The sequence below is a fragment of the Dyella sp. KRB-257 genome (assembly GCF_049445995.1).
In the GTDB taxonomy this organism is placed as follows: Bacteria; Pseudomonadota; Gammaproteobacteria; order Xanthomonadales; family Rhodanobacteraceae; genus Dyella_A.
In genome coordinates this window covers 89,282-114,729 of record NZ_JBMSDZ010000012.1, presented here as the reverse complement: position 1 = coordinate 114,729, position 25,448 = coordinate 89,282, and the positions used below count along the sequence as shown (strand labels likewise).

The following is a 25,448-nucleotide window of genomic DNA, read 5'->3' as shown; positions in this document are numbered from 1 at the left end:
GCCTAGGCAAGGTCGCCGCGCAGTTCACGCACGCGCGTCTCCAGCGTCGACGCCGTCGCCTGTTCCGGCGGCATCGGCGCATCCACCACCAGCTCCACCCGCGCGCGGAAACGCCGCGGCAGGCGTGAGCGCCCCATCATCGAATCGCGCCGGCTCCACACGCTGCCCCACAGGCCGCGCAGCGCCATCGGCACCACCGGTACCGCGCGGCGCGCGAGGATTTTTTCCACGCCGGGGCGGAACGTCGCGACGGCGCCGTCGCGGGTGAGCCCGCCCTCGGGGAAGATGCATACCACCTCGCCGGCGGCCAGCGTCGCGTCGATCGCCTCGTAGGCGGCGGCCAGCACCGCCGGATCCTCCTTCTGCCCGGCGATCGGGATCGCCCTGGCCGTGCGGAACACGAACTTCAGCAGGGGGAGGTTGAAGATCCGGTAGTACATGACGAAGCGCGTCGGCCGGCGCAGGTTCGCCATCAGCAGCAGCGAATCCATGAAGCTCACGTGGTTGCACACCAGCAGCGCCGGACCCTCCTCCGGCAGGTGCCGCATGCCGTCCACGCGCACGCGGTAGAGCGTGTTCACCAGCACCCAGGTGATGAACCGCATCGGGAACTCGGGCACCAGGGTGAAGATGTAGACCGCCACCAGCACGTTGAGCAGCGCCGCGACCAGGAAGATCTGCGCCGACCCCAGTCCGGCCCGGCTCAGCGCCAGCCCGGCGACCGCGGCGACCACGATGAACAGCGCGTTGAGTATGTTGTTGCCGGCGATCACCCGCGAGAGTCGGTCGCGCGGCGTGCGCGCCTGCACGAAGGCGAACAGCGGCACCACGTAGAAGCCGGCGAACACGCCGATCAGGGTGAGGTCGAGCACGATGCGCCAGCTGCCCGCGGCGGCCAGGAACGCCTGCCAGTGCAGCCCCATCTGCGCCGCTGCGCCGGGACGGGCCAGGTACAGGTCCACGCCGAACGCGGTCAGCCCGAACGCACCCAGCGGCACCAGGCCGATCTCCACCCGCTTGCCGGACATCCGCTCGCACAGCAGCGAGCCGACCCCGGTGCCCAGCGAGAACAGCGTGAGCACCAGGGTCAGCACGCTGCCGTCGCCGCCCAGGTTGTGCCTGGCGTACAGCGGCAGCTGGGCGGTGAGCATGGTGCCGAAGAACCAGAACCATGAAATGCCCAGCACCGCATTGAACACCGCCCGGTCAGCGCGGGTGATGCCGAGCACGCGCGCCGTTTCGGTCACCGGGTTGATGTTGAACACCAGGTGCGGCGCGGTGGCCGGCGCGGGCGGAATGGCGCGGCTACAGGCGTAGCCGATGACGGCCACGGCAAGCGTGGCGGCCGCTGCCGCCCACGGCCCGATGCCGGCCAGCAGCATCAGCGAATTGCCGGCGACCATGCCGATCAGGATCGCCAGCTGCGTGCCCATCTCCACCATGCCGTTGCCGCCGATCAGCTCGGTGGGCTTGAGCGCCTGCGGCAGGATCGCGTACTTGATCGGCCCGAACACGGTCGAGTGCACGCCCATCATGAACAGCACGCCCAGCAGCAGCGGCAGGTCGTGCGTGTGGAAACCCCACGCGGCGAGCGCCATCGCGGCGATCTCGAACAGCTTCACGTAGCGGATGATCCGCGTCTTCTCGAACTTCTCCGCCAGCTGGCCGGCGGTGGCCGAGAACAGGAAATACGGCAGGATGAACAGCGCCGGTGCCAGGTTGGTGTACAGCGACACCTCGCGGTCCGGCAGCCCCATCTGCACCGCCGCCAGCATCACCATCGCGTTGCGGAACGCGCTGTCGTTGAACGCGCCCAGCGCCTGGGTCCAGAAGAACGGCGCAAAGCGGCGCTGGCCGAGCAGGGCGAATTGGCTCATGCAGGTCCCGTGGGAAAACGCCGGCGCCTAGCCTAGCAGCCTGTCGGACTTTGCTGGTCGAGGCGAGAAGTCGGCTGTGCGAGGACAGATTTTCGACGTTTCGTCGGCCCATAGTGGTTCTATGGGTCGGCGAGGCGGCGGAAATAGGGACCGCACAGCCGGATTCGCAGCCCGGTCGAGCAAAGCCCGACAGGCTGCTAGCGTGAATGGACCACCGCACGCGCCGTGATCGGTGCGGCACCGGCAAGAGCGGGAGCCATCTGCCTGCATGCGCTCGGCCGGAGCATGCGAGCCGCCTGGCAGCCCGCGTGTGGCGACGGCGGCGATGGTGCACTCGACAAGCCTCATCGCGTGTCGCCGCCCAACGCCGGAGTCGGTGCTGTCGGCCTTTCCCGCGCGCTCATGCGGACGGGCACGGCCGCAGGCGCAGGCACGCCGACCTCAGTGTCGGTGCAGCGCGCGATGCGCGATGTCGCGGCGGTAGAAGGCACCGTCGAAGCGGATCTTCGCCGCCGCCGCGTAGGCGTTCTCGCGGGCGGCGGCGATGTCCTTGCCCAGCGCGCAGACGGTGAGCACGCGGCCGCCGGCGGTCACGGCGCGACCCTGTGCATCGAGCGCCGTACCGGCGTGGAATACCCTGGCCTCCGGCGCCAGCGGCGCATCGAGGCCTTCGATCACGTCGCCGCCCCTGACCTTGCCCGGGTAGCCGCCGGCCGCGATCACCACCCCCAGCGAGGGGCGCGGATCCCACTGTGCCCTGGTGTGATGCAGCTCGCCGTCGAGCGCCGCGTCGATCAGCTCCACCAGGTCGGACTTCAGGCGCAGCATGATCGGCTGCGTCTCCGGATCGCCGAAGCGCACGTTGAACTCGATCACCTTCGGGTTGCCGGCCGGGTCGATCATCAGTCCGGCGTAGAGGAAGCCGATGAACGGCGCGCCCTCGCCGGCCATGCCGCGCAGGGTCGGCTCGATCACCTGCCGGAGGATGCGCTGCTCCACCTCGGGCGTGACCACCGGCGCGGGCGAATACGCGCCCATGCCGCCGGTGTTGGGGCCCAGGTCGTTGTCGTCGCGGCGCTTGTGGTCCTGGCTGGAGGCCATCGGCAGCGCGTGGCTGCCGTCGCTCATCACGATGTAGCTGGCTTCCTCGCCGTCGAGGAACTCCTCGATCACCACCCGTGCCGAGGCGTCGCCGAACGCACGTCCACCGAGCATGTCGTGCAGCGCCTGCTCGGCGTCGGCCAGGGTCAGCGCCACCACCACGCCCTTGCCGGCGGCCAGGCCGTCGGCCTTGATCACGATCGGCGCGCCGTGCTCGCGCACGTAGGCCAGCGCGCGGTTCAAGTCGGTGAACACGGCGTAGCGCGCGGTGGGGATGTTGTGGCGCAGCAGGAAATCCTTGGCGAAGGCCTTGGAGCCTTCGAGCTGCGCGGCGATCGCGCGCGGGCCGAAGATGCGCAGCCCGGCGGCGCGGAACCTGTCCACCACGCCGGCCACCAGCGGCACCTCGGGACCGACCACGGTCAGCCCGACTTTCTCGGCCTTGGCCAGCGCGAGCAGGCCGGCGATGTCGTTCGCCGCCACGTCGGCGTTGCGCACGCCACGCTCGTGCGCGGTGCCGGCGTTGCCCGGCGCCACGATCACCTCGTCGACCCGCGGCGACTGCTTGAGCTTCCACGCCAGCGCGTGCTCGCGCCCGCCGTTGCCGATGACCAGAACCTTCATGCCTGCTCCGAAATGCCGAAATGCCCCACGCGCCCGCGGCGCAGGCGCGCATTGTAGCGGCAGGGCCGGCGTCGGCCGCCGTGCGAGAAGGGGTTGGCTCAGCCGCGCGCGGCGAGCAGGGCCAGCAGGGCTGCACGCGGCAGCTTGCCGGTCTCGTTGCGCGGCAACGCGTCGACGAGGCGCAGCGGGCGCGGCAGGAACAGCGGATCGATCGCGCCGCGCAGCGCATCGAGGATCTGCGCCTCGCCGAGACCCGGCGCCACCGCCAGCGCGGCGATGCGGCGCACGCCACAGGCGTCCGGCTCGTCCAGCTGCAGCACCACGCCGTCGCGCACGCCGGGGATGGCGAGCAGGCGGTGGGTAAGGTCGCCCAGCGAGGCGCGCTTGCCGGCGATCTCCAGCAGGTCGGCATGGCGGCCGCACAGGCGGAACGCGCGACCGTCCTCGTGCAGCGTGACCAGGTCGGCCAGCACCACCGGCGCGGCCAGTTGCGGCGCGTGGACCTGGGTACCGTCGGGCTGCGGGTGCAGGGCGACATCCTCGTACAGCTGCCACAGCTCGCACGTCGCCGGCCGCCGGCTGGCGAACACGCAGGTTTCGGTGGAACCGAACACTTCCAGCAGCGGCGCGCCGTAGCGCCGCTCGGCCTGCGTCGCCAGTTCGATCGGCATCGGCGCGGTGGCCGACAGCATCGCGGCGAGCGGCGGCAGCGTCACGCCGGACTCCACCAGCGCACGCAGATGCACCGGCGTGGTCACCAGCACGCGCGGCGCCGGCACGGCGGCCAGCGTGGCCGCCACGTCGGCCGGGAAGAACGGCCGGCTGCCGCACACCGCCACGTCGCCGAGCAGGGGCAGCAGCACCGACATCTCCATGCCGTACATGTGCTGCGGCGGCACGGTGGCGACCACGTTGAACGGACCGTCGACGTGCTCGCGCAGCAGGCGCAGGTTGCCCGCGTTGCTGACGTGGAAGCTGCGCCAGGTCTTCACGTGGGCGGCCGGCTGGCCGGTGGAACCGGAGGTATAGCCGATCGCCACGATCTGGTCGGCGTCGATCTGCGGCCATTCGGCGGGGCACGCATCGGCCCGGGCCGACAGCGGCGGCAGGCGGTGGTAGTGCGGCGGCACCGGATCCAGCGCCAGCTCGCCCAGCGCGTAGCAGCCGGGGTGTGCGGCCATCACCTCATCGATGGCGCGCGGTGCGCGCGAGGACGGCAGCAGGTTGGTCTGCCCACGCAGCACGATGGCACTGAATGCCACGAGGAAGGCGTAGCGGTCCTCGCACAGGTTCACCGCGGCGCAGGCATGCGGCAGCCGGTCGGCCACGTGCTGCACGTCGGCCAGGAACGCGCGCGCGCTGACCGGCGCACCGTGGCGCCAGGCCACCGTGCGAACGCCGGCGGCATCGGCCACCAGCAACGGAAGCTGTGGCAGCGGTTGCGCCTCGCGCGCAGGCGTGTCGAAGAAGACTGTGGCCAAACCGGAGACTCCCGCGATCCCTGCCGCCAAGCGGCGGCGTGTGCGCAGCATCCCCCGGCCGGCCGAAGCCAGCATGAATGAGATACGGCGCGTGATCCCGCCCGTTTCGCCCCGTGGCCGCCTGCCGGCGCCCCGACGCGCCCCCGCGGGCGATCAGGGGCGGATGATAGCGCCGGTGAGGGCGTCGCGGATGGGGCAGGGCTGCCCGGCGCCGCCCAGCGGCGCGGCGAGCAGGCCGTCCAGCGCATCGCCGAAGTAGCCGGTGACCTCCTGCGGCGAGCGCGCCGGCGCCTGACTGTGCGGGTTGGCGCTGGTGGAGACCAGGGCGCCGCCGAACGCGCGGCACAGCGCCGCAACCGTCGGGTGGGCGCTGACGCGCACCGCGATGCCCTCGTGCGCCCCGGCCACCCAGGCCGGCGCGGCGGCCGCGCGCGGGAATACCCAGGTGTGCGGTCCGGGCCAGCTGGCCCGCACGGCGTGCAGTTGCGCGTCGCTCACCTGGTCCAGCGCGAGGTAGCGTTCGATCTGCTCGAAATCCGCCGCAACCAGCAGCACGCCCTGCTCGGCCGGCCGCTGCTTGAGTGCGAACACCCGCTCGAACGCGGCCAGATCCTGCGGATCGCAGCCCAGCCCGAACACCGCCTCGGTGGGATAGGCCAGCACGCCGCCGGCACGCAGCAGTTCCGCCGCGCCCTGGATCTCGCCGGGGCCGTAGCGATGCAGCAAGGCGATCAGCCCTCGCCGGCGCGCGCGGCCGCCTTCTTCACCGCGGCTTTCCTGGTGGCGGTCTTCTTGGCCGCGGTCTTTTTTGTCGTGCTCTTCTTGGCGGCGCTCTTCTTGGTGGCGGTTTTCTTCGCCGCCGTCTTCTTCGCGGTCGGTTCTTTCTTCGCGGCCGCCTTCTTGGCCGCGGTCTTCTTGGCGAAGCGGCCCTTCTTCACCGGTGCGGCGGCGAGCAGTTCCAGGCATTGCGCCTCGGTGAGGTCCTTCGGCTCCACGTCCTTCGGGATGCGCGCGTTCTTTTCGCCGTCGGTGATGTAGGCGCCGTAGCGGCCGTTGAGCACCTGCACGCCGTTGCCGAAATCGGTGATGACGCGGTTGGCGAGCATCTCCAGCTTCTCGGCCACGATCTGCAGCGCGCGCGGCAGCTCGATGGTGTAGGGATCGTCCTCGGGCTTGAGCGAGGCATAGGTGCTGCCCTGCTTGACGAACGGCCCGAAGCGGCCCACGCCCACGCTCACCTCGTCGCCATTCTCCGCCTGGCCGAGCTTGCGCGGCAGCTTGAACAGCTCGATCGCCTGCTCCAGCGTGATCGTGTGCATGCTCTGGCCCGGGCGCAGGCTGGCGAACTGCAGTTTCTCGTCGCTGTCCTTGTCGCCGATCTGCGCATACGGCCCGTAACGGCCCAGGCGCACCGACACCGGCTTGCCGCTTTTCGGATCGACACCCAGCTCGCGCGCACCGGTGGCCTCGCTGCGGTCGACCGATTCTGTCTTCTCGTCCACCTGCTGCTTGAACGGCTGCCAGAAGCGCTCCATCAGCGGCACCCAGGCCTCTTCGCCACGGCTCACTGCATCGAGTTCGTCCTCGAGCTTGGCGGTGAAGTCGTAGTCGACGTAGCGGGTGAAGTGCTGCACCAGGAACTTGCCCACCGCGCGACCGACGTCGGTGGGCTTGAAGCGCCGCGCGTCGAGCAGCACGTATTCGCGGTTGAGCAGCACCTGGATGATGCTGGCGTAGGTCGACGGTCGGCCGATGCCGTATTCCTCCAGCGCCTTGACCAGGCTCGCCTCGGAGAAGCGCGGCGGCGGCTCGGTGAAGTGCTGCTCGGCCAGGATGTCCTTGAGCGGCACCGTTTCGCCGGCCACCAGGCGCGGCAGGCGGCGGCCTTCGTCCTCGTCCTCGGCGGCCTTCTGGTCGCGGCCCTCCTCGTATACGGCCATGAAACCCGGATCGATCACCGTGGTACCAGTGGAGCGGAACGAGGCGTCACCGCCGGCAACGTCCTTCAACGCGAACTCGACCGACACGGTGTTGAGCGTGGCGTGGATCATCTGGCAGGCGACGGTGCGCTTCCAGATCAGCTCGTACAGCTTGCGCTGTTCGTCGCTGAGGAAGCCGGCGACCTCGCGCGGCGTGCGCAGCGCGGAGGTGGGACGGATCGCCTCGTGCGCCTCCTGCGCATTCTTGGACTTGGTCTTGTACACCTGCGCGCCGTCGGGCAGCGCCTTGGCGCCGAACTCGCGCTCGATCACCTGACGCAGCTCGGCCACCGCGTCGTCGCCGAGCATGGTGGAGTCGGTACGCATGTAGGTGATCAGGCCGACGTTGCCTTCGCTGCCCAGCGCCACGCCCTCGTACAGGCCCTGCGCCACCTTCATGGTGCGGCTGGTGGAGAAGCCGAGCTTGCGCGCGGCCTCCTGCTGCAGCGTGGAGGTGGTGAACGGTGGCGACGGCCGGCGCTTGCGCTCCTTCGAGCCGACTTCGCTGACGGTGAGGCTGCCGCGGGCCGCTTCCTTCAGCGCGGCGCGCGCGGTCATCGCGTCGTGTTCGTTGGTGAGGTCGAACTGCTCGAACTTCTTGCCGTTGAGCCTGGTGAGGCGCGCGCTGAAATCGCCCTCGGCGTGCCTGAGCTGGGCCTCGACGCTCCAGTACTCGCGCGCCACGAACGCCTCGATCTCCTCCTCGCGCTCCACGATCATGCGCAGCGCCGGACTCTGCACGCGGCCGGCCGACAGGCCCCGCTGCACCTTGCGCCACAGCACCGGCGACAGGTTGAAGCCGACCAGGTAGTCCAGCGCGCGGCGCGCCTGCTGGGCGTCCACCAGGTCGTGCGACAGCTGGCGCGGCGCGGCCACCGCCGCCTTGATCGCCTTGGGCGTGATCTCGGAGAACACCACGCGGTGCATGCGCTTGCCCTTGTCCAGGCCGCGCTCCTTGAGGATCTCGCTGATGTGCCAGCTGATCGCCTCGCCCTCGCGATCCAGGTCGGTCGCCAGATAGATGTCGTCGGCCAGCCTGGCGGCTTTGGCGATCGCGTCGACGTGCCTCTCGTTGCGCTCGATCACCTCGTACTTCATGGCGAAACCGTGCTCGGGATCGACCGCCCCCTCCTTCGGTTTGAGGTCACGCACGTGGCCGTAGGAGGCCAGGACGTGGAAGTCCTTGCCGAGGTATTTGTTGATCGTCTTGGCCTTGGCGGGCGACTCGACGATGAGCAGGTTTTTTGCCATGTGGCGGGGAGTTCCAGGGAGGAAATTACCGTCGGCAGGCGACGGACACATATATCTAGGGATGCTCTGATCAACTAGGCGCAGGCGTCACCGGCTCTGTTTGTTCACAGGCCACAGGGGTGACGGCGAAGGCAGACTGGACATCTGTCGAGTCGGCACACCGAAGGCCTGTGGACAAACAGAGCCGGCCCCAACCCGTTGAATCTCATAGAGAAGGGGTGATGTCCCAAAGGCTGTCATGCTGCGCCGCGCGGCTTGGACAGACGGCCAGTCTGCCCGGCGCCCCGCGCCACACCCTGCCAGCCTTTGGAACATCATGCCGCCTACGCCTAGTTGATCAGATCATCCCTAGTTGAGCCACGTTGCCGCGACGACTGTCAAGCCGAACCGCACGGAACTGAGGCCTGGCGCGGCTTCGCTCAGCCCGCCAGACGCTGGTAGCGGTTGCCGGGCAGGGTGCCGACGCGTCCTTCCAGCTCCAGCATGAGCAGCATCGAGGACAGCTCGGCGGCCGGCTGGCCGGTGCGCGCGACCAGCTCGTCCAGCGGCACCGGATCGTGACCCAGCGCATCGAGCAGGCGCCGGTACTGCGGGTCCGCGTGGCCGTGCGGGCCGGACCCGCCGACGCCGGCATCGGCGGGTGCCGCCGCCAGCCGCAGCGCCAGTTCCGCCCCCAGCGCCCGCGCGGCCGGCGCCAGCGCCTCCACCACCTCGCCCGGCTCCTCCACCAGCCGCGCCCCGTCGCGGATCAGCCGATGACAGCCGCGCGCGAGCGGGTTGTGGATGGAACCGGGCAGGGCAAACACCTCGCGTCCCTGCTCGCCGGCCAACCGTGCGGTGATCAACGAACCGGACTGCAGCCCCGCCTCGATCACCAGCGTGCCGAGCGAAAGGCCGGCGATGATACGGTTCCGCCGCGGAAAATGATCGGCCCGCGCCGCGGTGCCGGGCGGAAACTCGCTGACCAGCGCGCCGCCGGCCGCGATGCGCCGGGCCAGCGCATGATGCTTGCGCGGGTAGACGCGATCCGGCCCGGTGCCCACCACCGCGACGGTGGGCAGGCCGGCATCGAGCGCGGCCAGGTGCGCGGCGCCATCGATGCCGTCGGCCATGCCGCTGGTGACCAGCAGGCCCGCCTGCCCCAGCGCCCGGGCAAAGGCGCGCGCGTTGTCCAGTCCCGCGGGACTGGCGCGGCGCGCGCCCACGATCGCCACCTGCGGATGCAGCAGCAGCGCCGCGTCGCCGGCCACGAACAGCGCCACCGGCGGCTGCGGGATGGTCTCCAGCGGCGGCGGGAAGTCCGCCTCGATGCAGCGCAGCAGCCGATGCCCCGGCTGTGCCAGCCAGGCCATATCCTCGGCCAGGCGCGCCTCGTCGGGCCGGTCCAGCCAGCGGCGGGCCGCCTCGCTGGCGTTGCCCGGCTGCCGGTGCACCGCAGCCAGTGCGTCGCCCATGCGGCCGGCATGTTCGGCCAGAAGCTCGCGCAGGCCGCCGGGGCCCAGCCCCGGGGTGCGCAGGGCGATGAGCCAGTCGCGCAGATCGTCGGCATCGTTCATGCGCCGAGTCTAAAGGCGCCGGCCAAACAGAAACGGCGCGGCAGCACCGCGCCGTCCTGTGGGTTTCGTCCGATCCGCGCCCTATTCGGGCATGCGCAGCGTGTCGCCGCGATGGACCGGCCGCAGGCTGTCCATGATCAGGCCGTAGCTGACCCGGTCGAAGGTGCGGAACACCATCACGTGGCCCACGAACTCCTCCGGCAGTTTGACGTGCGGGGAGGTGCCGCGATCCCAGCTGTTGCCGGCCACGTCGTCGGCGATGGTCTCGCCCGGCTGCCACACCGCGTAGGTCTGGCCGTTCTCGGCGCCATCCTGCTTGCCGATCGACAGCGCCACCACCTGGCGCTTGCCGGCCGCATCGAGCGCGTCGGCAAAGGCGATCACGCGGGCGTGCGGCGGCACCGACTTGGGCGCGTGCGGGTAGAAGTACGGGTCGTACGGATGGTCGTCGACCGGCATCACGCGGTCGCCCTTGCGGATTTCCATGGTGGAGTCGAGCAGCAGCAGGGTCGACACGTCGCCGGTGCGCAGCGTCTCGGCAGTGCCGATCACCGACACCTCCACGCCCAGGTCGTCACCGCGGCCGTAGTGGCCGTCGTGGCGGAAGTCTTCCGACCACGGGCTGCGCACCATCGAGACGTCGGAGTCCAGCATGTGGCCGACGATGCCGCTGTCGGCGTCGCCCTTGTCGTCCTGCTCGTATCCGCGGAACGCATGGGTGGGGCGCACGATCGCCCAGCGCTGGCCGGGCTCGGCCTGCAGCTTGCGCACGTACAGGTTCTGGCCCGGCGTGCCGCGCAGGCGGGCCTCCTCCATGCCGACGACGTAGGGCGCCGAGCTGACGTCCTCGGACTTCATCACCCGCATGTCCTTGAGGAACATGGCCAGTTCGGACAGCGGAATGGCCGGCACGGCATCCTCGCTGGAATGCACCCCGGGCTCGAGCTTGAGCGTGGGTCCGTTGATGAAGGACAGGTTGAGCACGTCGCCGGGATAAATGAGGTGCGGGTTCTGCACCTGCGGGTTGGCCTGCCAGATTTCGGGCCACAACCAGGGCTTGGAGAGGAACTTCGCCGAGATATCCCACAGCGTGTCGCCGCGGCGGACCGTGTAGGTATCCGGATGGCTGGCCCGCAGCTGCGCGCCGGCGGCATAGACGGCAAACGTAACCAGCATGCCGGCCAGCAGCCCGATGGACTTCTTGATCATAAGCGGGAATCCCCCTCCCCCGGTGCAAGCGCGAGTGTAGCCGAACCGTTAACCCGTGCAACCGGAGCCAGTTGGCAAAACTGTCTGCCTTACGCGGGCTTGCCGACGTACAATGAACCGCATTCTAGGGATGCTCTGATCAACCAGGCGTAGGCGGCATGATGTTCCAAAGGCTGGCAGGGTGTGGCGCGGGGCGCCGGGCAGACTGGCCGTCTGTCCAAGCCGCGCGGCGCAGCATGACAGCCTTTGGGACATCACCCCTTCTCTATATTCAACTTGTGGGGGCCGGCTCTGTTTGTCCATAGGCCTTCGGTGTGCCGACTCGACAGACGTCCAGTCTGCCTTCGCCGTCACCCCTGTGGCCTGTGAACAAACAGAGTCGGTGACGCCTGCGCCTGGTTGATCAGAGCATCCCTAGATCGCGTCCGGGTTGGGTTTCGCAACGATGCCCACAGTTCCGGCACCGAGGTGAACCCATGACCGTACTCCACATCATCGAATTCCCCGACCCCCGCCTGCGCCTCCGCGCCGAGCCCGTGCGCGTGTTCGACGCCGCGCTCAGGCAGTTCGTCGCCGACATGTTCGAAACCATGTACGCGGCCAACGGCGTGGGCCTGGCGGCCACCCAGGTGGCGGTAAGCCAGCGGGTGCTGGTGGCCGACATGAGCGACGCGCGCAACCAGCCGCTGGCGCTGATCAACCCGCAGATCCTGGAGAAGACCGGCTCGCAGGTCTACCAGGAAGGTTGCCTGTCCTTCCCCGGCATCTTCGCCGACGTCACCCGCGCGATGACGGTGAAGGTGAAGGCGCACGACGTGGACGGCGAGGAAGTGGTGATGGAGTTCGAAGGCCCGCTGGCGGTCTGCATCCAGCACGAGATGGATCACCTCGAAGGCAAGGTGTTCGTCGACTACCTGTCACCGCTCAAGCGCACCATGCTGCTCAAGCGCATGGAGAAGCAGCGCAAGCAGGCGGCCAGCGCTTGAGCGGGGCGTCCCCGCTGCGCATCGTCTTCGCCGGCACGCCCGAATTCTCCGTCCCCTGCCTGGCGGCCTGCCGCGCCAGCGGCGCCGAGGTGGTGGCGGTCTACACCCAGCCCGACCGCCCCGCCGGCCGCGGCCGCAGGCTCACCCCCAGCCCGGTCAAGCAGGCCGCGCTTGAAGCCCACATCCCGGTCGAACAGCCCGAGTCGCTGAAGGATGCCGTCGCCCGCGAGCGGCTGGCAGCGTATGCGCCCGACCTGATGGTGGTGGTGGCCTACGGCCTGATCCTGCCACGCAAGGTGCTGGCCATTCCCCGGCTGGGCTGCTGGAACGTGCACGCCAGCCTGCTGCCGCGCTGGCGCGGGGCCGCGCCGATCCAGCGCGCGATCCTGGCCGGCGACGGCGAGAGCGGCGTCGCCCTGATGCAGATGGAGGCCGGCCTGGACACCGGCCCGGTGCTGCTGGAACGGCGCACGCCGATCCACCCCGACGACACCGGCGGCAGCCTGCACGACCGCCTGTCGCAACTTGGCGCCGAGGTGCTGGCCGAGGGCCTCGGGCGCGTGCTCGCCGGCGACATGCTGACACCCGTGCCGCAGCCGGAAGCGGGCGTGACCTACGCGCACAAGCTCGACAAGGCCGAGGCGCGGCTGGATTTCAACCGTCCGGCGCGCGAACTGGAGCGCCAGGTGCGCGCCTTCGATCCGTGGCCGGTGGCCGAAGCGGCGATCGCCGGCGAGCCGCTGCGGGTGTGGTCGGCGCGGGCGCTCGATGTCGCCCATCACAGCGCGCCGGGCAGCGTGCTGGCCGCCGGTCGCGACGGCATCGACATCGCCTGCGCCGAGGGCGCACTGCGCATCACCGCGCTGCAGCGCGCCGGCGGCAAGCGCATCGGTGCGCTGGACTACCTCAACGCCCGCCCCGACCTGCGCCCGGCGCGATGAAGCCCGATACCCGCGCCCTCGCCGCCAAGGGCCTGGCCGAGGTCGCCCTGCGCGGCGCCTCGCTGCGCGAGGTGATGGAACGCAGCGCACCGAAGCTGCCCGACCCGCGCGACCGTGCCCTGCTGATGGCATTGCTGAGCGAAGGCGCGCGCTGGTGGCTGCGCTTCGACGCGGCGATCGACACGATGCTGGCCAGGCCGATCCGGCACAAGGATCCGGCCATCCACGCCCTGCTGGTATTGGGCCTGGTGCAGCTGGAAATCCTTGAGCTCAGCGACTACGCGGCGGTGGCCGCCACGGTGGAAGCCACGCGCACGCTCAAGCGCCCCGCGCTGGCCGGCATGGTCAATGCCGTGCTGCGCCGCTGGCAGCGCGAGCGCGACGCGCACATCGCCCGTCTCGATGCCCAGCCGACCACCCGCCACGCGCATCCCGCCTGGCTGGCCGCCGCGCTTGCGCGCGACTGGCCGGCGCAGGCCGAGGCGGTGATGGCCGCCGACAATCGCGAGCCGCCGCTGATGCTGCGGGTGAACCGCCGGCGCAGCGAACGCGGCGCTTTCATCGCCCGGCTGCAGGCCAGCGGCCACGAGGCGCACGCGCATCCGTGGATGGCCGATGCGGTGGTGCTGCCGCACAGCACCGACGTGACCCGGCTGCCCGGCTTCGACGAGGGTGCCTTCGCGGTGCAGGACGGCGCCGCGCAGGTCGCCGCCGACCTGGCCGACCTGCGCGACGGCCTGCGCGTGCTCGACGCCTGCGCCGCGCCGGGCGGCAAGGCCTGCCACCTGCTGGAGCGCGCGCGCATCGATCTCACCGCGCTGGAGTTCGACGCCAAACGCGCCGAACGCATCGGCGACAACCTGATGCGCCTGCGGCTGGATGCCAGGGTGGTGATCGGCGATGCGGGCGCGCCGCCGCCGGCGTGGAAGCAGCAGCCGTTCGATCGCATCCTGGTCGACGCGCCCTGTTCGGCCACCGGCGTGTTGCGCCGCCGCCCCGACGTGCGCCTGCACCGGCGCGAGAGCGACATCGCCGCGATGGGCGTGCAGCAGCGGCGCATCGTGGCCGCGCTGTGGCCGCTGCTGGCACCGGGCGGGCGGCTGGTCTACATCACCTGCTCGGTGCTGCGCACGGAGAACGAGGCGGTGATGTCCGAACTGCTTGCGGCGCATCCCGATGCCGAGCTCGTGCCGTTCACGTTGCCGGTGGGGCAGGCCGCCACGGTCGGCTGGCAGATCCTGCCGGGCGACGGCGACCTCGACGGCATGTACTACGCGGTGCTGCAGAAAAAGGCCTGACGCAAGAATCCGCGATCGACCGCGCTGCACACGCGGCTATGCTTGATCCGATCCCCCTCCCCACCCGCCCGATGGAACGCCGCGTCGTGAAACCGCCCACCGCCCTCTCCCGTGCCCGCCCGCTGTGGCTGTCCAGCGACCGCGCCGAGCTCCTCTGGGGCGGGCTGTTCGCGCTGTTCGTGCTGGGCGTGGGCCTCGGCCTGCGCGATCCGTGGCCGTCGGACGAGCCGCGCTTCGCGCTGGTCGCGCGCTGGATGGTGGAGCACGGCCAGTGGTTGTTCCCCCATCGCGGCCACGAGCTGTATCCGGACAAGCCGCCGGTGTTCATGTGGACCCAGGCGCTGGCGTACTTGCTCACGCGCAGCTGGCGCATCGCCTTCCTGCTGCCGTCGCTGCTCTCGGCACTGGGCGCGCTGGCGCTGACCTACGACCTCGCCCGTCGGCTGTGGAACCACCGCAGCGCGCTGCTGGCGGCGCTGTCGCTGCTGGTGACGGTCCACTTCACCTACCAGATGCGCAATGCGCAGATCGACCCGCTGCTGCTGGGCTGGATCACCCTGGCCAACTACGGCCTGCTGCGCCACCTGCTGCTGGGACCGTGCTGGCGCTGGTTCTGGATCGGCTGCTTCTTCGCCGGCGTGGGCGTGGTGACCAAGGGCGTGGGCGTGCTGGCACTGCTGATGCTCATTCCCTTCGCCTTCGCGCGCCGACGCGGCTGGCGGCAGGTGGCCCGCTTCGAGGGCAGCGCCGGCCGCTGGGCGCTGGGCGCGCTGGCCTTCCTGCTGCCGGTGCTGGCGTGGCTGGTGCCGATGGTGCTGATCGCATGGGCGGACGGCGATCCGCAGCACGCCGAGTACGTGCAGAACATCCTGTTCGGGCAGACCGTGCATCGCTACGCGACGCCGCCGGGGCACCTGGCGCCGCCGTACTTTTTCCTCGGCATCGTCGCGGCGGACTGGCTGCCGCTGTCGCTGCTGCTGCCGTGGGCGCTGCCGGCGTGGTGGCGACGGCTGAGGCGGCGCGACGCGCGCTACCTGCTGCCGCTGGGCTGGATCGTGCTGGTGCTGGTGTTCTTCTCGCTGAGCCCGGGCAAGCGCGACGTCTACATCCTGCCCGCCCTGCCGATCTGCGCGCTGGCGTTGGCGCCGCTGCTGCCGGGGTTGCTGCGCCGCCGCGGCGTGCGTGCGGCGGTGTTCGCGCTGACCCTCGCGCTGAGCGGCGTGCTCGCGCTCGCCGGCGCGCTCGCCGTGACGCGACATCCGGCGTGGTCGCTGCGGCTGGAACAACATCTGGACCCGCGGATCTGGTGGCTGCTCCTCGCCATCGGCCTGGCCGGCCTGGTGATTGCGGCCATCACCCGCGTGCGCCGCGCGCCGCTGGGTTGGCTCGCCTTCGCCACGGTGCTGTGGAGCATGTACGGCCTGTGGGGCTACCCGCTGCTCAACGGCGACCGCTCGGCGCTGGACGTGATGCGCAAGGCGCGCGGCATCGCCGGCGCGCAGGCCACCATCGGCCTGGTCGCCTGGAAGGAACAGAACCTGCTGATGGCGCAGGGCCCGGTCACCGAGTTCGGCTTCCTCAAGCCGTGGCCGCAGCAGCTCGCCGACGCCTCGGCGTGGTTGCGGGCCGATCCCGCGCGGCGCTGGCTGTTCAGCCTGGATGCGGCGATGGGCCGGTGCGTGGACCGCAGCAAGGCCATCCACGTCGGCCATGCCAACCGCCGCGAATGGTGGATGTTCCGCGCCGACGCACTGGTACCCGGATGCGTGCCCGGCGCCGACCCGGCACCGGCCGACACGGGCAACGGCATCGACTGAGAAAGCCTCTCGATTCACGCGGTGGATATTGCGATTGCAGAAGGCCAGATGAACAAGCTCCCCACAGGGACCTGGAATCGCACCTAGATGCGTCACTCAGTGGATAGCATCGAACGGATGCGCACGAAGCAGATGCCCACGACCAGCGCCAGTCCGGCACCGCACGCGCGGGCCATGGCGCTGGACTGGCTGCTCGCCGTGCTTCCGCTCGGCTTTGCGATGTCCTCCCGCCTGAAGATCGTGCCGATGGCCGTGCTGGCTGTGATCGGTGCGGCACGCCTGCTGCGCGATCCCGCGACACGGCGGATCGCCTGGGGCGCGCGCTGGGTGATTGCGGCGGTGAGCCTGCGACTGGTCTACGACATCGGCAACGTCCTTGCGCACCGCCTCGGCTGGGCGCCGCTGGACCTGCCGTCGCAGACGCTGGCGTTCATCGCGATCGCTGCGGTGTTCGCGCGGCCCGTCGACCGGCGCATCCTCACTGCCGGCACCGGCGCGACCGCCGTGGTGCTCGGCCTCGCCTGCCTCTACCAGCGCTACGTCATGGGCGTCGATCGCCCTTACGGGCTCAATGGCGGTGAGTGGGCGGCAATCGAGTTCGCGATGTACCTGCTGGTGATGGTGCTGCTCTCGCTGCTGGAAATGATGCGCCCGCAGAACACTCGCGGCGCGCGTTGGCTGCACGGCGCGGCCGCGATGCTGGGCCTGTATGGCGCGATCCTGACGCAGAGTCGTGGCCCGCTGCTGGCCTTCGGCCCGGTATGTTTCGCGCTGGTGCTGTGGTCGGGCTGGCAGTCCGGACACTGGCGCCGCGCCGCGCTGACGCTGGGATGCGTCGTCGCCGGCATGCTGGTGGTCACGCTCTCGCTGCAGCGGGAGATGGTCATGCGGCTGGCGGCGGTACCGCACGAAATGACCACGCTCTCGTCGCAGCACACCCATGGCGCGATCCGCGAACGGCTGGAAATGTGGACCGTGGCGTGGCGCGCGTTCGAGACCCATCCGCTCGCCGGCATCGGACTGGACCAGTTCGGCACCTATGTGCAGCAGCAGGCGGCACAGGGACGGGCCAGCGCCGCCATCGCGCGTTACGTGCATCCCCACAGCGAGTATTTCGAATCGATAGTCGCCGGGGGGCTGCCGGCGCTCGTCGTGCTGGGGCTGTTTCTCGGGGTTCCGCTGGGCTTTTTCCTGCGCCGGCTTTGCGATTCGGATCCGGCCATCCGCTTCGCCGCCGCCGGGGGCGCGGCCACGGTGGCGCTGTACGGTCTCTGTGCGTTCAGCGACAACGTGTTTTATCGGGCGATGCCGCATTCGCTCTATCTGTTCATCGTGCTCGGGGGAGCGATGGACATCAGCCGGCGAACGGCACATCCAACACCTCCGGACCACTAGCACATGGCTCGCATCCAACTTCTCGCCTGGGACAATCGACGCGGCCTGACGCACGACATGGAACTGCTCGCCGGTGCACTGGCGGCGCTCGGGCACAGCGTGCAGGTGACCCCGCTGGGACCGCGTCGTCACGACGGCCGCTGGCGAAGCCTGTGCATGCGCGCGCAGATGCTGCGGCACCGGCTTGCGACCGGCGAATCCACCTCGTACCTGTATGACGTGAACATCGCGCTGGAACACGTGCGGCCGCCGTTCTTCGATCTGGCGCGACGCAACGTGCTGGTGCCCAATCCGGAATGGTTGTCGCCGCGCAGCCAGCGCTATCTCGGCCGTTTCGACGCGATCCTCTGCAAGACCGAGCACGCCCGCGCGCTGTTCGACGCCGAGGGCTACCCGACCATGCGCATCGGCTTCGACAGCCACGACAGCCATCGCCCGCAGGTGCGCAAGCAACGGCGTTTCCTGCACCTGGCGGGCGCCAGCCCGCTGAAGGGCACGCGACGCCTGGTGGCGCTGTGGCAACGGCACCCGGAATGGCCGGCGCTGCTGGTGCTGCAGTCCGGCCATGAGCCCGTCGTGCCGTTGCACGGCGAACACGCCAACATCGAGATCCGCCGCAGTTTCATCGAGGATGCCGAGGAACTGCGCCGCCTGCAGAACGAGCACGCCTTCCACGTCTGCCTTTCCGAAACCGAAGGCTGGGGGCATTACATCGCCGAAGCCATGAGCTGCGGCGCCGTGGTGGTCACCTGCGACGCGCCACCGATGAACGAACTGGTGCAGCCCGACCGCGGCCTGCTGGTCGCGGCGGCCCGTTCGCGGCGGTTCAACATGGCGCAGCTCTACACGTTCAACGAAGCGGCGCTGGAGGCGGCAATGGATCGCGTCAGCACCATGGCCGATGACGAGATCGCCGCCATCGGCGCGCGTGCGCGACAATGGTTCGAGGACAACCGGCGATCGTTCGCCGGGCGCGTGGACGCGGCACTGCGCGCCCTGCTGTGAGGCGGATCAGCGCAACGCCGGCGGCGGCGCCGCGAACTCGGCCAGGTGCTGCTCCAGGCCGTCCGCACAGCGGATCGCGCCCGAGGCGCGGGTGGCGGCAAGCACGCGGTCATTGGGGTTGTCCACCACGTTCTTGCGCGTGCGGTGCCAGAGGTGGAAGGCCAGCGCACTGAAGCGCACGTCGCGGCGCAGCAGCCCGGCGTGGAAGGCGCGCGCCACCAACTCGGTGTCTTCGCGACCCCAGCCGGTCATCGCCTCGTTGAAGCCGTTGAGGCGGATCAGGTCGTCGCGCCAGAAGCCCATGTTGCAGCTCTTGATGCCGCGCTGACGCTGCCCGGGACGGGCGTACAGGCGCGCCAGCCACGGCATCCGCAGCGTGTGCCGGCGGCGCTCGATGCCGCGCTCGAAAAAGCCCAGCCCGGTGCGCTGCCCGGCCAGCATGCGGGCGGTGAGCGCCTCGTCGGTGAGCACGCGCGATCCCTGCACTAAGCAGCCCGGCCGCGCGAAGGCGCGATGATCGGCGATGAAGTGCCGCTCGGCCACCATGTCGCCGTCGAGCAGGATCACGTAGTCGCCCTGCGCCGCGGCGATGGCGCGGTTGCGCGCGCGGCTCATGCGCGCGCCGTCGTCCGGCTGCCACAGGTGGACCAGCCGCACCGGGTAATCGCGCGCCATGGCCTGCAGCAGCGCGCGGGTATCCTCGCGCGAGCCGTCGTCGGTCACGATCACCTCGAACGGCAACTCGCCCTGCGCCGCCAACGCGCGCAGCACCAAAGCCAGCGCCTGCGGCCAGTTGTAGGTGATGACGGCCACGCTGATGCGCATCAACTCAGGCCCTTGAACTCCACGGGCAACTCTCTGCGGCGACGCCACGCTGACCACAGGATCGACAGCGACCGCTCCACGTCGAGCCACCACGAACCATGACGCATGCGCACCAGCGATGCGTAGCGGCGCGTCTCACGCCAGCTCGGCAGTGGCTTGGTCTTGAACTCCTGCTTGGCGAAATCGACGCAGCGCGAATCCAGCCCGATCGTGCGGGCATAGTGCTCGATCAGGCAGCGGGACCGAAAGCGGTTGAGATATTCGTTGGCCGGCGTACGGTTGCCCCACCAGCCGTTGTTGCCGTGGATGCGATAGCGCACGCAGCCAGTGGGCTGGTAGTACTTGCGCCCGCCCAGCACGCTGGTGCCGAATACCAAGCAGTTGTCGGCCGACAGTCGCCACGCTGTACCCAGATGATTCGGCAGGTCGAGCGTGCGCTGCGCCCAGGGCGTGCGCAGTGCCAGCGCCGAGGTAGGCGCGCCATACCAGTGCGTGAGCATGTACGTGCTGGCCACGGTGTATCCCAAGTCAAGCGCGCGATCGGCGTAGCGCATGCGCGCGCTCTGCTGGCCGAACAACTCCAGGTCAGAAAAGACGAAATCGACGTCGGCGCGCGCGTCGAATACCTCGCCCAGCCGCGCCAGGTGCTCCGGCTGCCAGCAGTCATCGGCGTCGAGGAAACACACCACATCGCCCAGTGCCTGCGCCAGGCCGCGCCGGAATGCCGCCAGTTGGCCGGCGTTCTCGCCCATCACCAGCGTGACGCGCGGATTGCTGCCGTAGCGCTCGGTCAGCAGGGCGGGCGAGCCGTCGGTGGAACCGTCATCCACCACGATCACTTGCAGCGGGGCACGCGTCTGCGCAAGTGCGCCGTCTACCGCTTCGCACACGAATGCGCGGTAGTTGTAGTTGGTGACGACGACCGAAAACCGTACCTTGGCCGTCATACCGCGGCGTCCTGTGCAAACAGCCGGCGGAAGTAGGCGATGGTCTCCTTGAGGCCGTCTTCCAGCGCCACGGTTGGCTCCCAGCCCAGCTTGTCGCGGGCGACCGTGATGTCTGGCAGGCGCTGGCGCGGGTCATCGGCAGGCAGTGGACGATGCACGATGCGCGATCGTCCGCCGACCAGCCGAAGCACCAGTTCGGCCAGTTCGATCATGGTGAATTCTACCGGGTTGCCGATGTTCACCGGGCCGGTGAAGCCACGCTCGGTGTCCATCATGCGAAGCATTGCCTCGACGAGGTCGTCGACGTAGCAGAAGCTGCGCGTCTGCAGGCCGTCGCCGTACAAGGTGATGTCCTCGCCGCGCAGCGCCTGCACGATGAAGTTGCTCACCACGCGACCGTCGTTGGGGTGCATACGCGGACCGTAGGTGTTGAAGATGCGCACCACCTTGATGTCCAACGCATGCTGGCGATGGTAGTCGAAGAACAGCGTCTCGGCGCAGCGCTTGCCCTCGTCGTAGCAGCTGCGGACGCCGATGGGATTGACCCGCCCCCAGTAGTCCTCGCGCTGCGGGTGCACTTCTGGATCGCCATACACCTCACTGGTGGATGCCTGCAGGATGCGCGCCCGAAGGCGCTTGGCGAGCCCCAGCATGTTGATCGCCCCGTGCACCGAGGTCTTGGTAGTCTGCACCGGATCGTGCTGGTAGCGCACCGGCGAAGCCGGGCAGGCAAGGTTGAAGATGCGATCCACCTCGACGTAGAGCGGGAAGGTCACGTCATGGCGCAGCAGTTCGAAACCGGGTCGTTCCAACAGGTGGGTGATGTTGCGCTTGCTGCCGGTGAAGAAATTGTCCGCACACAGCACGTCGTGACCCGCGGATATCAGGCGATCGCAAAGGTGCGAGCCGAGAAATCCGGCTCCACCGGTGACCAGAATTCGGTTCATGAGGGCCCTAGAAAGGAGGAGCAACACATATGGACATTACTTCTGGCCTATATTCTCTCATGCCGTGCAGTCGGCATCTGCGTTGCTCTTGACACCTGCGGCATCGACAGTTCAGTGGAGATTCCGGCAGCACGAAGCAGGCATTCCCCTAGAATCGCTCCATGTCCAGGCTCCCGCTCACCCTTGTCGTCATCACCCACAACGAAGCGCATACCATCGCCCGCTGCCTCGATTCGGTGCCCTTCGCGGCCGAGAAACTGGTGGTGGACTCCGGCAGCGACGACGACACGGTGGCGATCGCCCGCGCCCACGGCGCCCGCGTGGTGCACCAGGACTGGCTGGGTTTCGGGCCGCAGCGCAACTTCGCCACCACGCAATGCGCGCACGAGTGGATCCTGGCGCTGGACGCGGACGAGTCGCTGACGCCGGCGCTGGTGGCCGAACTGGAAAGCAGGCTGCCGGCCCTGATGGCCGGCGACGCCCCGGCCGCCTGGCTGCGCCGGCGCACCATCTACATGGGTCGGCCGATGCGCTGGTATCGGCCGTCGGTCGGCGAGAAGCTGGCACGGCTGTACCACCGCGAGCGCGCCCGCTGGACCGACGCGCGGGTGCACGAGTCGCTGCGCTTCGAGGGCAGTGCGCCCACCTTCGACGCGCCGTTCGACCACGTCAACAACCCGACCCTGCCGCACAAGCAGCTCAAGGTGCTGCGCTACGCCGAGCTGAAGTGCCGCGACTGGCTGGACAAGGGCAGGCCGGTACGGATGTGGCAGGCGCCGTTCGTCTACACGCTGGCCTTCGTCAAGGACTACGTGTTCCGCCTCGCCATGCTGGACGGCTGGCGCGGCTTCCTGATCGCGCAGACCGCCGCCAGCTACGCGCTGTACAAGCGCATGCGCTACTACGAGATGCGCCACAACCCGGCGTCGGTGGCCGAGGCCGAGGCGATCCTCAAGCGCCATCGCATCGACCGCTGAAGCCGGCCGCGCATCGGCAAGCGGATCGCCGCGCCGTAAGCTATGCGCCTCGCACAAGTCCGGCGCCCGCGATCATGCCCAAGCACTACCTCCTGTACGGCTCCGAGCGCTACGCGCTGGCGATCCTGCGCCCGCTGCAGGACGCGATCCGCGCCCGCGGCGACGAGACCGCCTGGTTCTTCGACGGCCCCGGCGCGGAAGACCTGGTCGAGGGCGAGCGGCTGCTCACGGTCGAGCAGGTTCGCCAGTGGAAGCCGATCGCCGTACTCACCCCGGGCAACCACCTGCCGCACTTCTTCCCCGGGGTGAAGGTGGAGGTGTTCCACGGCTTCGACGCGGGCAAGCCGCGGCACATCTACATCCGCGGCTTCTTCGACCTGTACTGCACCACCGGCCCGCGCGACACCGCGCAGTTCCAGGCACTGGCCGACCGGCTCGGCCACTTCGCCGTCACCGAGACCGGCTGGCCGAAACTCGACCCCTTCATGCGCGAGATCGCCGGCCCGCTGCCACCGGTGCGCACGCCGCCGGTGATCCTCTACCACTCCACATTTTCACCGTCGTGGAGCGCGGCCGAGACGCTGTACGAGGAGGTGAAGCGGCTGTCGCGCGACGGCCGCTGGCGCTGGATCGTCACCTTCCATCCGAAGATGAATCCCGAGACCCGCGCCAAGTATCGGGCACTGCAGAACGAACACCTGCGCTTCGCCGAGGACGACAACATCCTCGACCTGTTCCCCCAGGTCGACATGATGTGCTCGGACACCTCCTCGGCGCTGAGCGAGTTCCTGCTGACCGGCAAGCCGGTGGTCACCTTCAACAACCGCCGCCCCGGGCCGCAGCTGATCGACATCCACGACGCGAAGGATTTCGAGCCGGCGATCGAACGCGCGCTGGCCCGGCCGCCGGAGCTGATGCAGGCGATCGCGGATTTCGGCGCGGCGATCCATCCGTACCGCGACGGCCGCTCCAGCGAGCGCGTGCTGGAGGCGATCGATGCGTTCCTCGCCCGTGGCGGCCGCAACCGCAAGCGCAAGCCGCTGAACCTGTGGCGCAAGTTCAGGCTGCGCCGGCGCATCGGTTACTGGGGCCCGGCGCGCGTGCGCTGAGCCGGGCGTCCACCGCGCACGGCTAGAATGCGGCCTGACCCTGCCACGAGGCTGCCCGTGACGCCCAATGCCTATCGCCGTTCCGAACATCTGCGCGCCCTGTGGCCGTGGCTGCCGCTGTGGACGGCGGCCGCGCTGCTGGCGATCTTCGCGCATGGGCCGATGCCGCTGTTTTCCACCCGCACGCTCGCCGTCGCTTGGGAGATGTGGAACGGGGGCCATTGGCTGGTGCCGCACGTCAACGGCGCGCCGTACAGCGAGAAGGCGCCGCTGCTGTTCTGGATGATCCACGCCGGCTGGTTCGCGTTCGGCGTCAGCGACGTGTGGCCGCGCGTGCTCGAGGTGATCTTCGGCGGCGCGCAGCTGGTGCTGGTGGCGGCGATCGCGCGGCGACTGTTTCCGGAGCGGCCGTGGGTGGCCTCCGCCACGCCGTGGATGCTGCTGTCGCTGAGCTACGCGTTCCTGTTCGGTCTGCAGATCATGTACGACGTGCTGCTGGCGGTATGGGCGCTGGCCGCGTTGCTGTGCCTGGTGCCCACCGCCCGCCGCGCCGAGCCGCGCTGGCTGCTGTTCGGCCTGTGCATCGGCTTCGGCCTGTTGACCAAGGGCCCGGTGATGCTGCTGCACGTGATGTTTCCGTGGCTGCTCGGGCCGCTGTGGAGCGACTGGGCCAACCGGCACCGCGCACGCTGGTACGGCCGTGGCCTGCTCGGCGTGCTGCTCGGCGCCGGCATGCTGCTGGCATGGGCGCTGCCGGCCGGCTTCAGCGGCGGCGAGGCGTACCGCCAGCGGCTGTTCTTCACCCAGACCGCCGCGCGCGTGGTCGACGGCGTCGCGCCTGCGGCCGACCTGCAGAGCCACGCCCGCCCGGTGTGGTGGTACCTGCTGGCGCTTCCGGTGCTGCTGTTCCCGCTGAGTGCCTGGCCGCGCGCCGTCGCCGCGCTCGCCATGCTGCGCCGGCCGCTGCCGGCCGGCATCCGCTTCGCACTGTGCTGGCTGCTGCCGGCGTTCGTCACCTTCTCATTGATCAGCGGCAAGCAGCTGTACTACCCGCTGCCAGAACTGGGCGGCGGCTGCCTGCTGCTGGCCGGCGCCATCGCGCTGCTGCGCGAGCAGCATCCTCGACTGGCCGCCAGCGGGTGGCTGGGCACCTGGCCACTGGCCCTCGGCGGCATGCTGCTGGCGGTGTTCCTGTTCGTGCTGCCGACGCTGGTGGCCGACCACCGGCTGCACGGCGAGTGGTTCGACGAGGTCGTCGGCTACAGCCGCTACTTCGCCATCGTGTTCGCGCTGCTGGGCGCGCTGCTGCTGCTGCGCGGGCGCGGCGAGATGCGGCGGCTGGCGGTGGCGGGGCTGGTCGGCACGCTGGCGTTCAATACGTTGTTCACGCTCACCGCATGGCCCAGGTACGACCTCACGCCCTCGACCGAGCTGCTGGCCGCGGTCGAAGCCGAGCAGCGCCCGATCGGCTACGTCGGCGCCTACGACGTGCAGTTCCATTTCGCCGCGCGGCTGACCCGACCGATCACCGAGATACGCGGCGAGGCGGCGATCGCCGCGTTCGCCCAGGCGCACCCGGACGGGGTGATCGTCACCCATCCAGGCAAGCTCACCGCCGCCGATCGCCGCTACGCGCTGCTGGTGCAGCCGTTCCGCTCGTCGTGGATCGTGATCTGGTCCGCTCCTGTCCTGGCCGATCTGCAGGCCGGCCGCCAGCCGCCGGAGCCGACCGCGCCCACCCGCATCTACCCGGCGCCGCTGCGGCCGTGACCGCCGCCGACCGCATCGCGGCCCTGCGCGCCCAGTGCGGTGGGCCGCGCGACGGCGCACTGCTGCGCTATTCGCTGGGCAGCGCGCTGCTGGACGGCGGCGATCCGGCCCATGCACGCGAAGAACTGCAGCGCGCGGTCGAGTTCGACCCGCGCTACTCCGCCGCCTGGAAGGTGCTGGGCAAGGCCTGCCTCGCCCTGCACGACCAGGACGGCGCTGCCGCGGCATGGCGGCAGGGCATCGCCGTGGCCAGCGAACGCGGCGACCAGCAGGCGGCGAAGGAAATGACCGTCTTCCTCAGGCGGCTGGCGCGCTAGCAGCCTGTCGGACGTGCGTGGTCGAGGCGAAAGCCC

20 protein-coding genes are annotated in these 25,448 nt (G+C 69.8%); 10 read left to right on the top strand and 10 right to left on the bottom strand.

Annotation, left to right across the window (positions count from 1 at the left end; translation table 11 throughout):
* Positions 1 to 2: 2 nt before the first annotated feature.
* The 7 genes from ACO2Q2_RS11215 to ACO2Q2_RS11185 all read right to left on the bottom strand — a co-directional run bounded on the left by ACO2Q2_RS11215 (position 3) and on the right by ACO2Q2_RS11185 (position 11,078).
* A complete protein-coding gene (locus tag ACO2Q2_RS11215; RefSeq protein WP_423255862.1) occupies positions 3 to 1,877 on the bottom strand; it encodes an MFS transporter in 1,875 nt (624 codons plus the stop codon).
* A 441-nt stretch (positions 1,878 to 2,318) separates the two neighbouring features.
* Positions 2,319 to 3,602 (bottom strand): phosphoribosylamine--glycine ligase, encoded by a 1,284-nt coding sequence (gene purD, locus ACO2Q2_RS11210; RefSeq protein WP_423255861.1) that lies wholly within the window; start codon positions 3,600 to 3,602, stop codon positions 2,319 to 2,321.
* Between the two features lie 98 nt (positions 3,603 to 3,700).
* Positions 3,701 to 5,134: an AMP-binding protein gene (locus tag ACO2Q2_RS11205; protein WP_423255860.1), complete on the bottom strand. Its 1,434-nt coding sequence runs from the start codon at positions 5,132 to 5,134 to the stop codon at positions 3,701 to 3,703.
* Positions 5,135 to 5,236: 102 nt separating this feature from the next.
* Positions 5,237 to 5,809 carry an L-threonylcarbamoyladenylate synthase gene (locus tag ACO2Q2_RS11200; RefSeq protein WP_423255859.1) on the bottom strand — a complete coding sequence of 191 codons (573 nt, stop codon included), beginning with the start codon at positions 5,807 to 5,809 and terminating at the stop codon, positions 5,237 to 5,239.
* Positions 5,810 to 5,814: 5 nt separating this feature from the next.
* On the bottom strand, positions 5,815 to 8,313 hold the full coding sequence (locus tag ACO2Q2_RS11195; RefSeq protein ID WP_423255858.1) for a DNA topoisomerase I: 2,499 nt from the start codon (positions 8,311 to 8,313) through the stop codon (positions 5,815 to 5,817).
* Between the two features lie 419 nt (positions 8,314 to 8,732).
* A complete protein-coding gene (dprA, locus tag ACO2Q2_RS11190; RefSeq protein ID WP_423255857.1) occupies positions 8,733 to 9,869 on the bottom strand; it encodes a DNA-processing protein DprA in 1,137 nt (378 codons plus the stop codon).
* 81 nt (positions 9,870 to 9,950) lie between these two features.
* The gene (locus tag ACO2Q2_RS11185) at positions 9,951 to 11,078 is read right to left on the bottom strand and encodes a LysM peptidoglycan-binding domain-containing protein (RefSeq protein WP_423255856.1); all 1,128 of its coding nucleotides are present in this window, start codon (positions 11,076 to 11,078) and stop codon (positions 9,951 to 9,953) included.
* A 476-nt stretch (positions 11,079 to 11,554) separates the two neighbouring features.
* Here ACO2Q2_RS11185 and def point away from each other — a divergent pair, with 476 nt between their 5' ends.
* The 6 genes from def to ACO2Q2_RS11155 all read left to right on the top strand — a co-directional run bounded on the left by def (position 11,555) and on the right by ACO2Q2_RS11155 (position 18,520).
* The gene (gene def / locus ACO2Q2_RS11180; RefSeq protein WP_423255855.1) at positions 11,555 to 12,064 is read left to right on the top strand and encodes a peptide deformylase; all 510 of its coding nucleotides are present in this window, start codon (positions 11,555 to 11,557) and stop codon (positions 12,062 to 12,064) included.
* Positions 12,061 to 13,005: a methionyl-tRNA formyltransferase gene (gene fmt, locus ACO2Q2_RS11175; protein WP_423255854.1), complete on the top strand. Its 945-nt coding sequence runs from the start codon at positions 12,061 to 12,063 to the stop codon at positions 13,003 to 13,005. Before def ends, fmt begins: the two co-directional genes overlap by 4 nt.
* A complete protein-coding gene (gene rsmB / locus ACO2Q2_RS11170) occupies positions 13,002 to 14,303 on the top strand; it encodes a 16S rRNA (cytosine(967)-C(5))-methyltransferase RsmB (protein ID WP_423255853.1) in 1,302 nt (433 codons plus the stop codon). Before fmt ends, rsmB begins: the two co-directional genes overlap by 4 nt.
* 86 nt (positions 14,304 to 14,389) lie before the next feature.
* Positions 14,390 to 16,120: an ArnT family glycosyltransferase gene (locus ACO2Q2_RS11165; protein WP_423255852.1), complete on the top strand. Its 1,731-nt coding sequence runs from the start codon at positions 14,390 to 14,392 to the stop codon at positions 16,118 to 16,120.
* Between the two features lie 117 nt (positions 16,121 to 16,237).
* Positions 16,238 to 17,515 carry an O-antigen ligase family protein gene (locus tag ACO2Q2_RS11160; RefSeq protein WP_423255851.1) on the top strand — a complete coding sequence of 426 codons (1,278 nt, stop codon included), beginning with the start codon at positions 16,238 to 16,240 and terminating at the stop codon, positions 17,513 to 17,515.
* Between the two features lie 3 nt (positions 17,516 to 17,518).
* On the top strand, positions 17,519 to 18,520 hold the full coding sequence (locus ACO2Q2_RS11155; protein ID WP_423255850.1) for a glycosyltransferase: 1,002 nt from the start codon (positions 17,519 to 17,521) through the stop codon (positions 18,518 to 18,520).
* Positions 18,521 to 18,526: 6 nt separating this feature from the next.
* Here the strand turns inward: ACO2Q2_RS11155 and ACO2Q2_RS11150 are convergent, their stop codons facing one another.
* The 3 genes from ACO2Q2_RS11150 to ACO2Q2_RS11140 are packed head-to-tail and all read right to left on the bottom strand — an operon-like array spanning position 18,527 to position 21,239.
* A complete protein-coding gene (locus tag ACO2Q2_RS11150) occupies positions 18,527 to 19,345 on the bottom strand; it encodes a glycosyltransferase (RefSeq protein ID WP_423255849.1) in 819 nt (272 codons plus the stop codon).
* Positions 19,345 to 20,292, bottom strand: coding sequence for a glycosyltransferase family 2 protein (locus tag ACO2Q2_RS11145; protein ID WP_423255848.1), 948 nt, complete (start codon positions 20,290 to 20,292; stop codon positions 19,345 to 19,347). The genes ACO2Q2_RS11150 and ACO2Q2_RS11145 overlap by 1 nt, the downstream gene beginning before the upstream one ends.
* Complete coding sequence (locus tag ACO2Q2_RS11140; protein WP_423255847.1) at positions 20,289 to 21,239, bottom strand: UDP-glucuronic acid decarboxylase family protein; 951 nt, start codon at positions 21,237 to 21,239, stop codon at positions 20,289 to 20,291. Before ACO2Q2_RS11140 ends, ACO2Q2_RS11145 begins: the two co-directional genes overlap by 4 nt.
* 161 nt (positions 21,240 to 21,400) lie before the next feature.
* On the opposite strand from ACO2Q2_RS11140, the gene ACO2Q2_RS11135 reads away from it, so the two are divergent.
* The 4 genes from ACO2Q2_RS11135 (at position 21,401) to ACO2Q2_RS11120 (ending at position 25,412) form a co-directional block, all read left to right on the top strand.
* Positions 21,401 to 22,216 carry a glycosyltransferase family 2 protein gene (locus ACO2Q2_RS11135; RefSeq protein ID WP_423255846.1) on the top strand — a complete coding sequence of 272 codons (816 nt, stop codon included), beginning with the start codon at positions 21,401 to 21,403 and terminating at the stop codon, positions 22,214 to 22,216.
* A 74-nt stretch (positions 22,217 to 22,290) separates the two neighbouring features.
* Entirely contained in the window at positions 22,291 to 23,325 is a 1,035-nt protein-coding gene (locus tag ACO2Q2_RS11130) for a CDP-glycerol glycerophosphotransferase family protein (protein WP_423255845.1), read from the top strand.
* A 27-nt stretch (positions 23,326 to 23,352) separates the two neighbouring features.
* Entirely contained in the window at positions 23,353 to 25,095 is a 1,743-nt protein-coding gene (locus ACO2Q2_RS11125) for an ArnT family glycosyltransferase (protein WP_423255844.1), read from the top strand.
* The gene (locus ACO2Q2_RS11120) at positions 25,092 to 25,412 is read left to right on the top strand and encodes a tetratricopeptide repeat protein (RefSeq protein ID WP_423255843.1); all 321 of its coding nucleotides are present in this window, start codon (positions 25,092 to 25,094) and stop codon (positions 25,410 to 25,412) included. The genes ACO2Q2_RS11125 and ACO2Q2_RS11120 overlap by 4 nt, the downstream gene beginning before the upstream one ends.
* Positions 25,413 to 25,448: the final 36 nt, after the last annotated feature.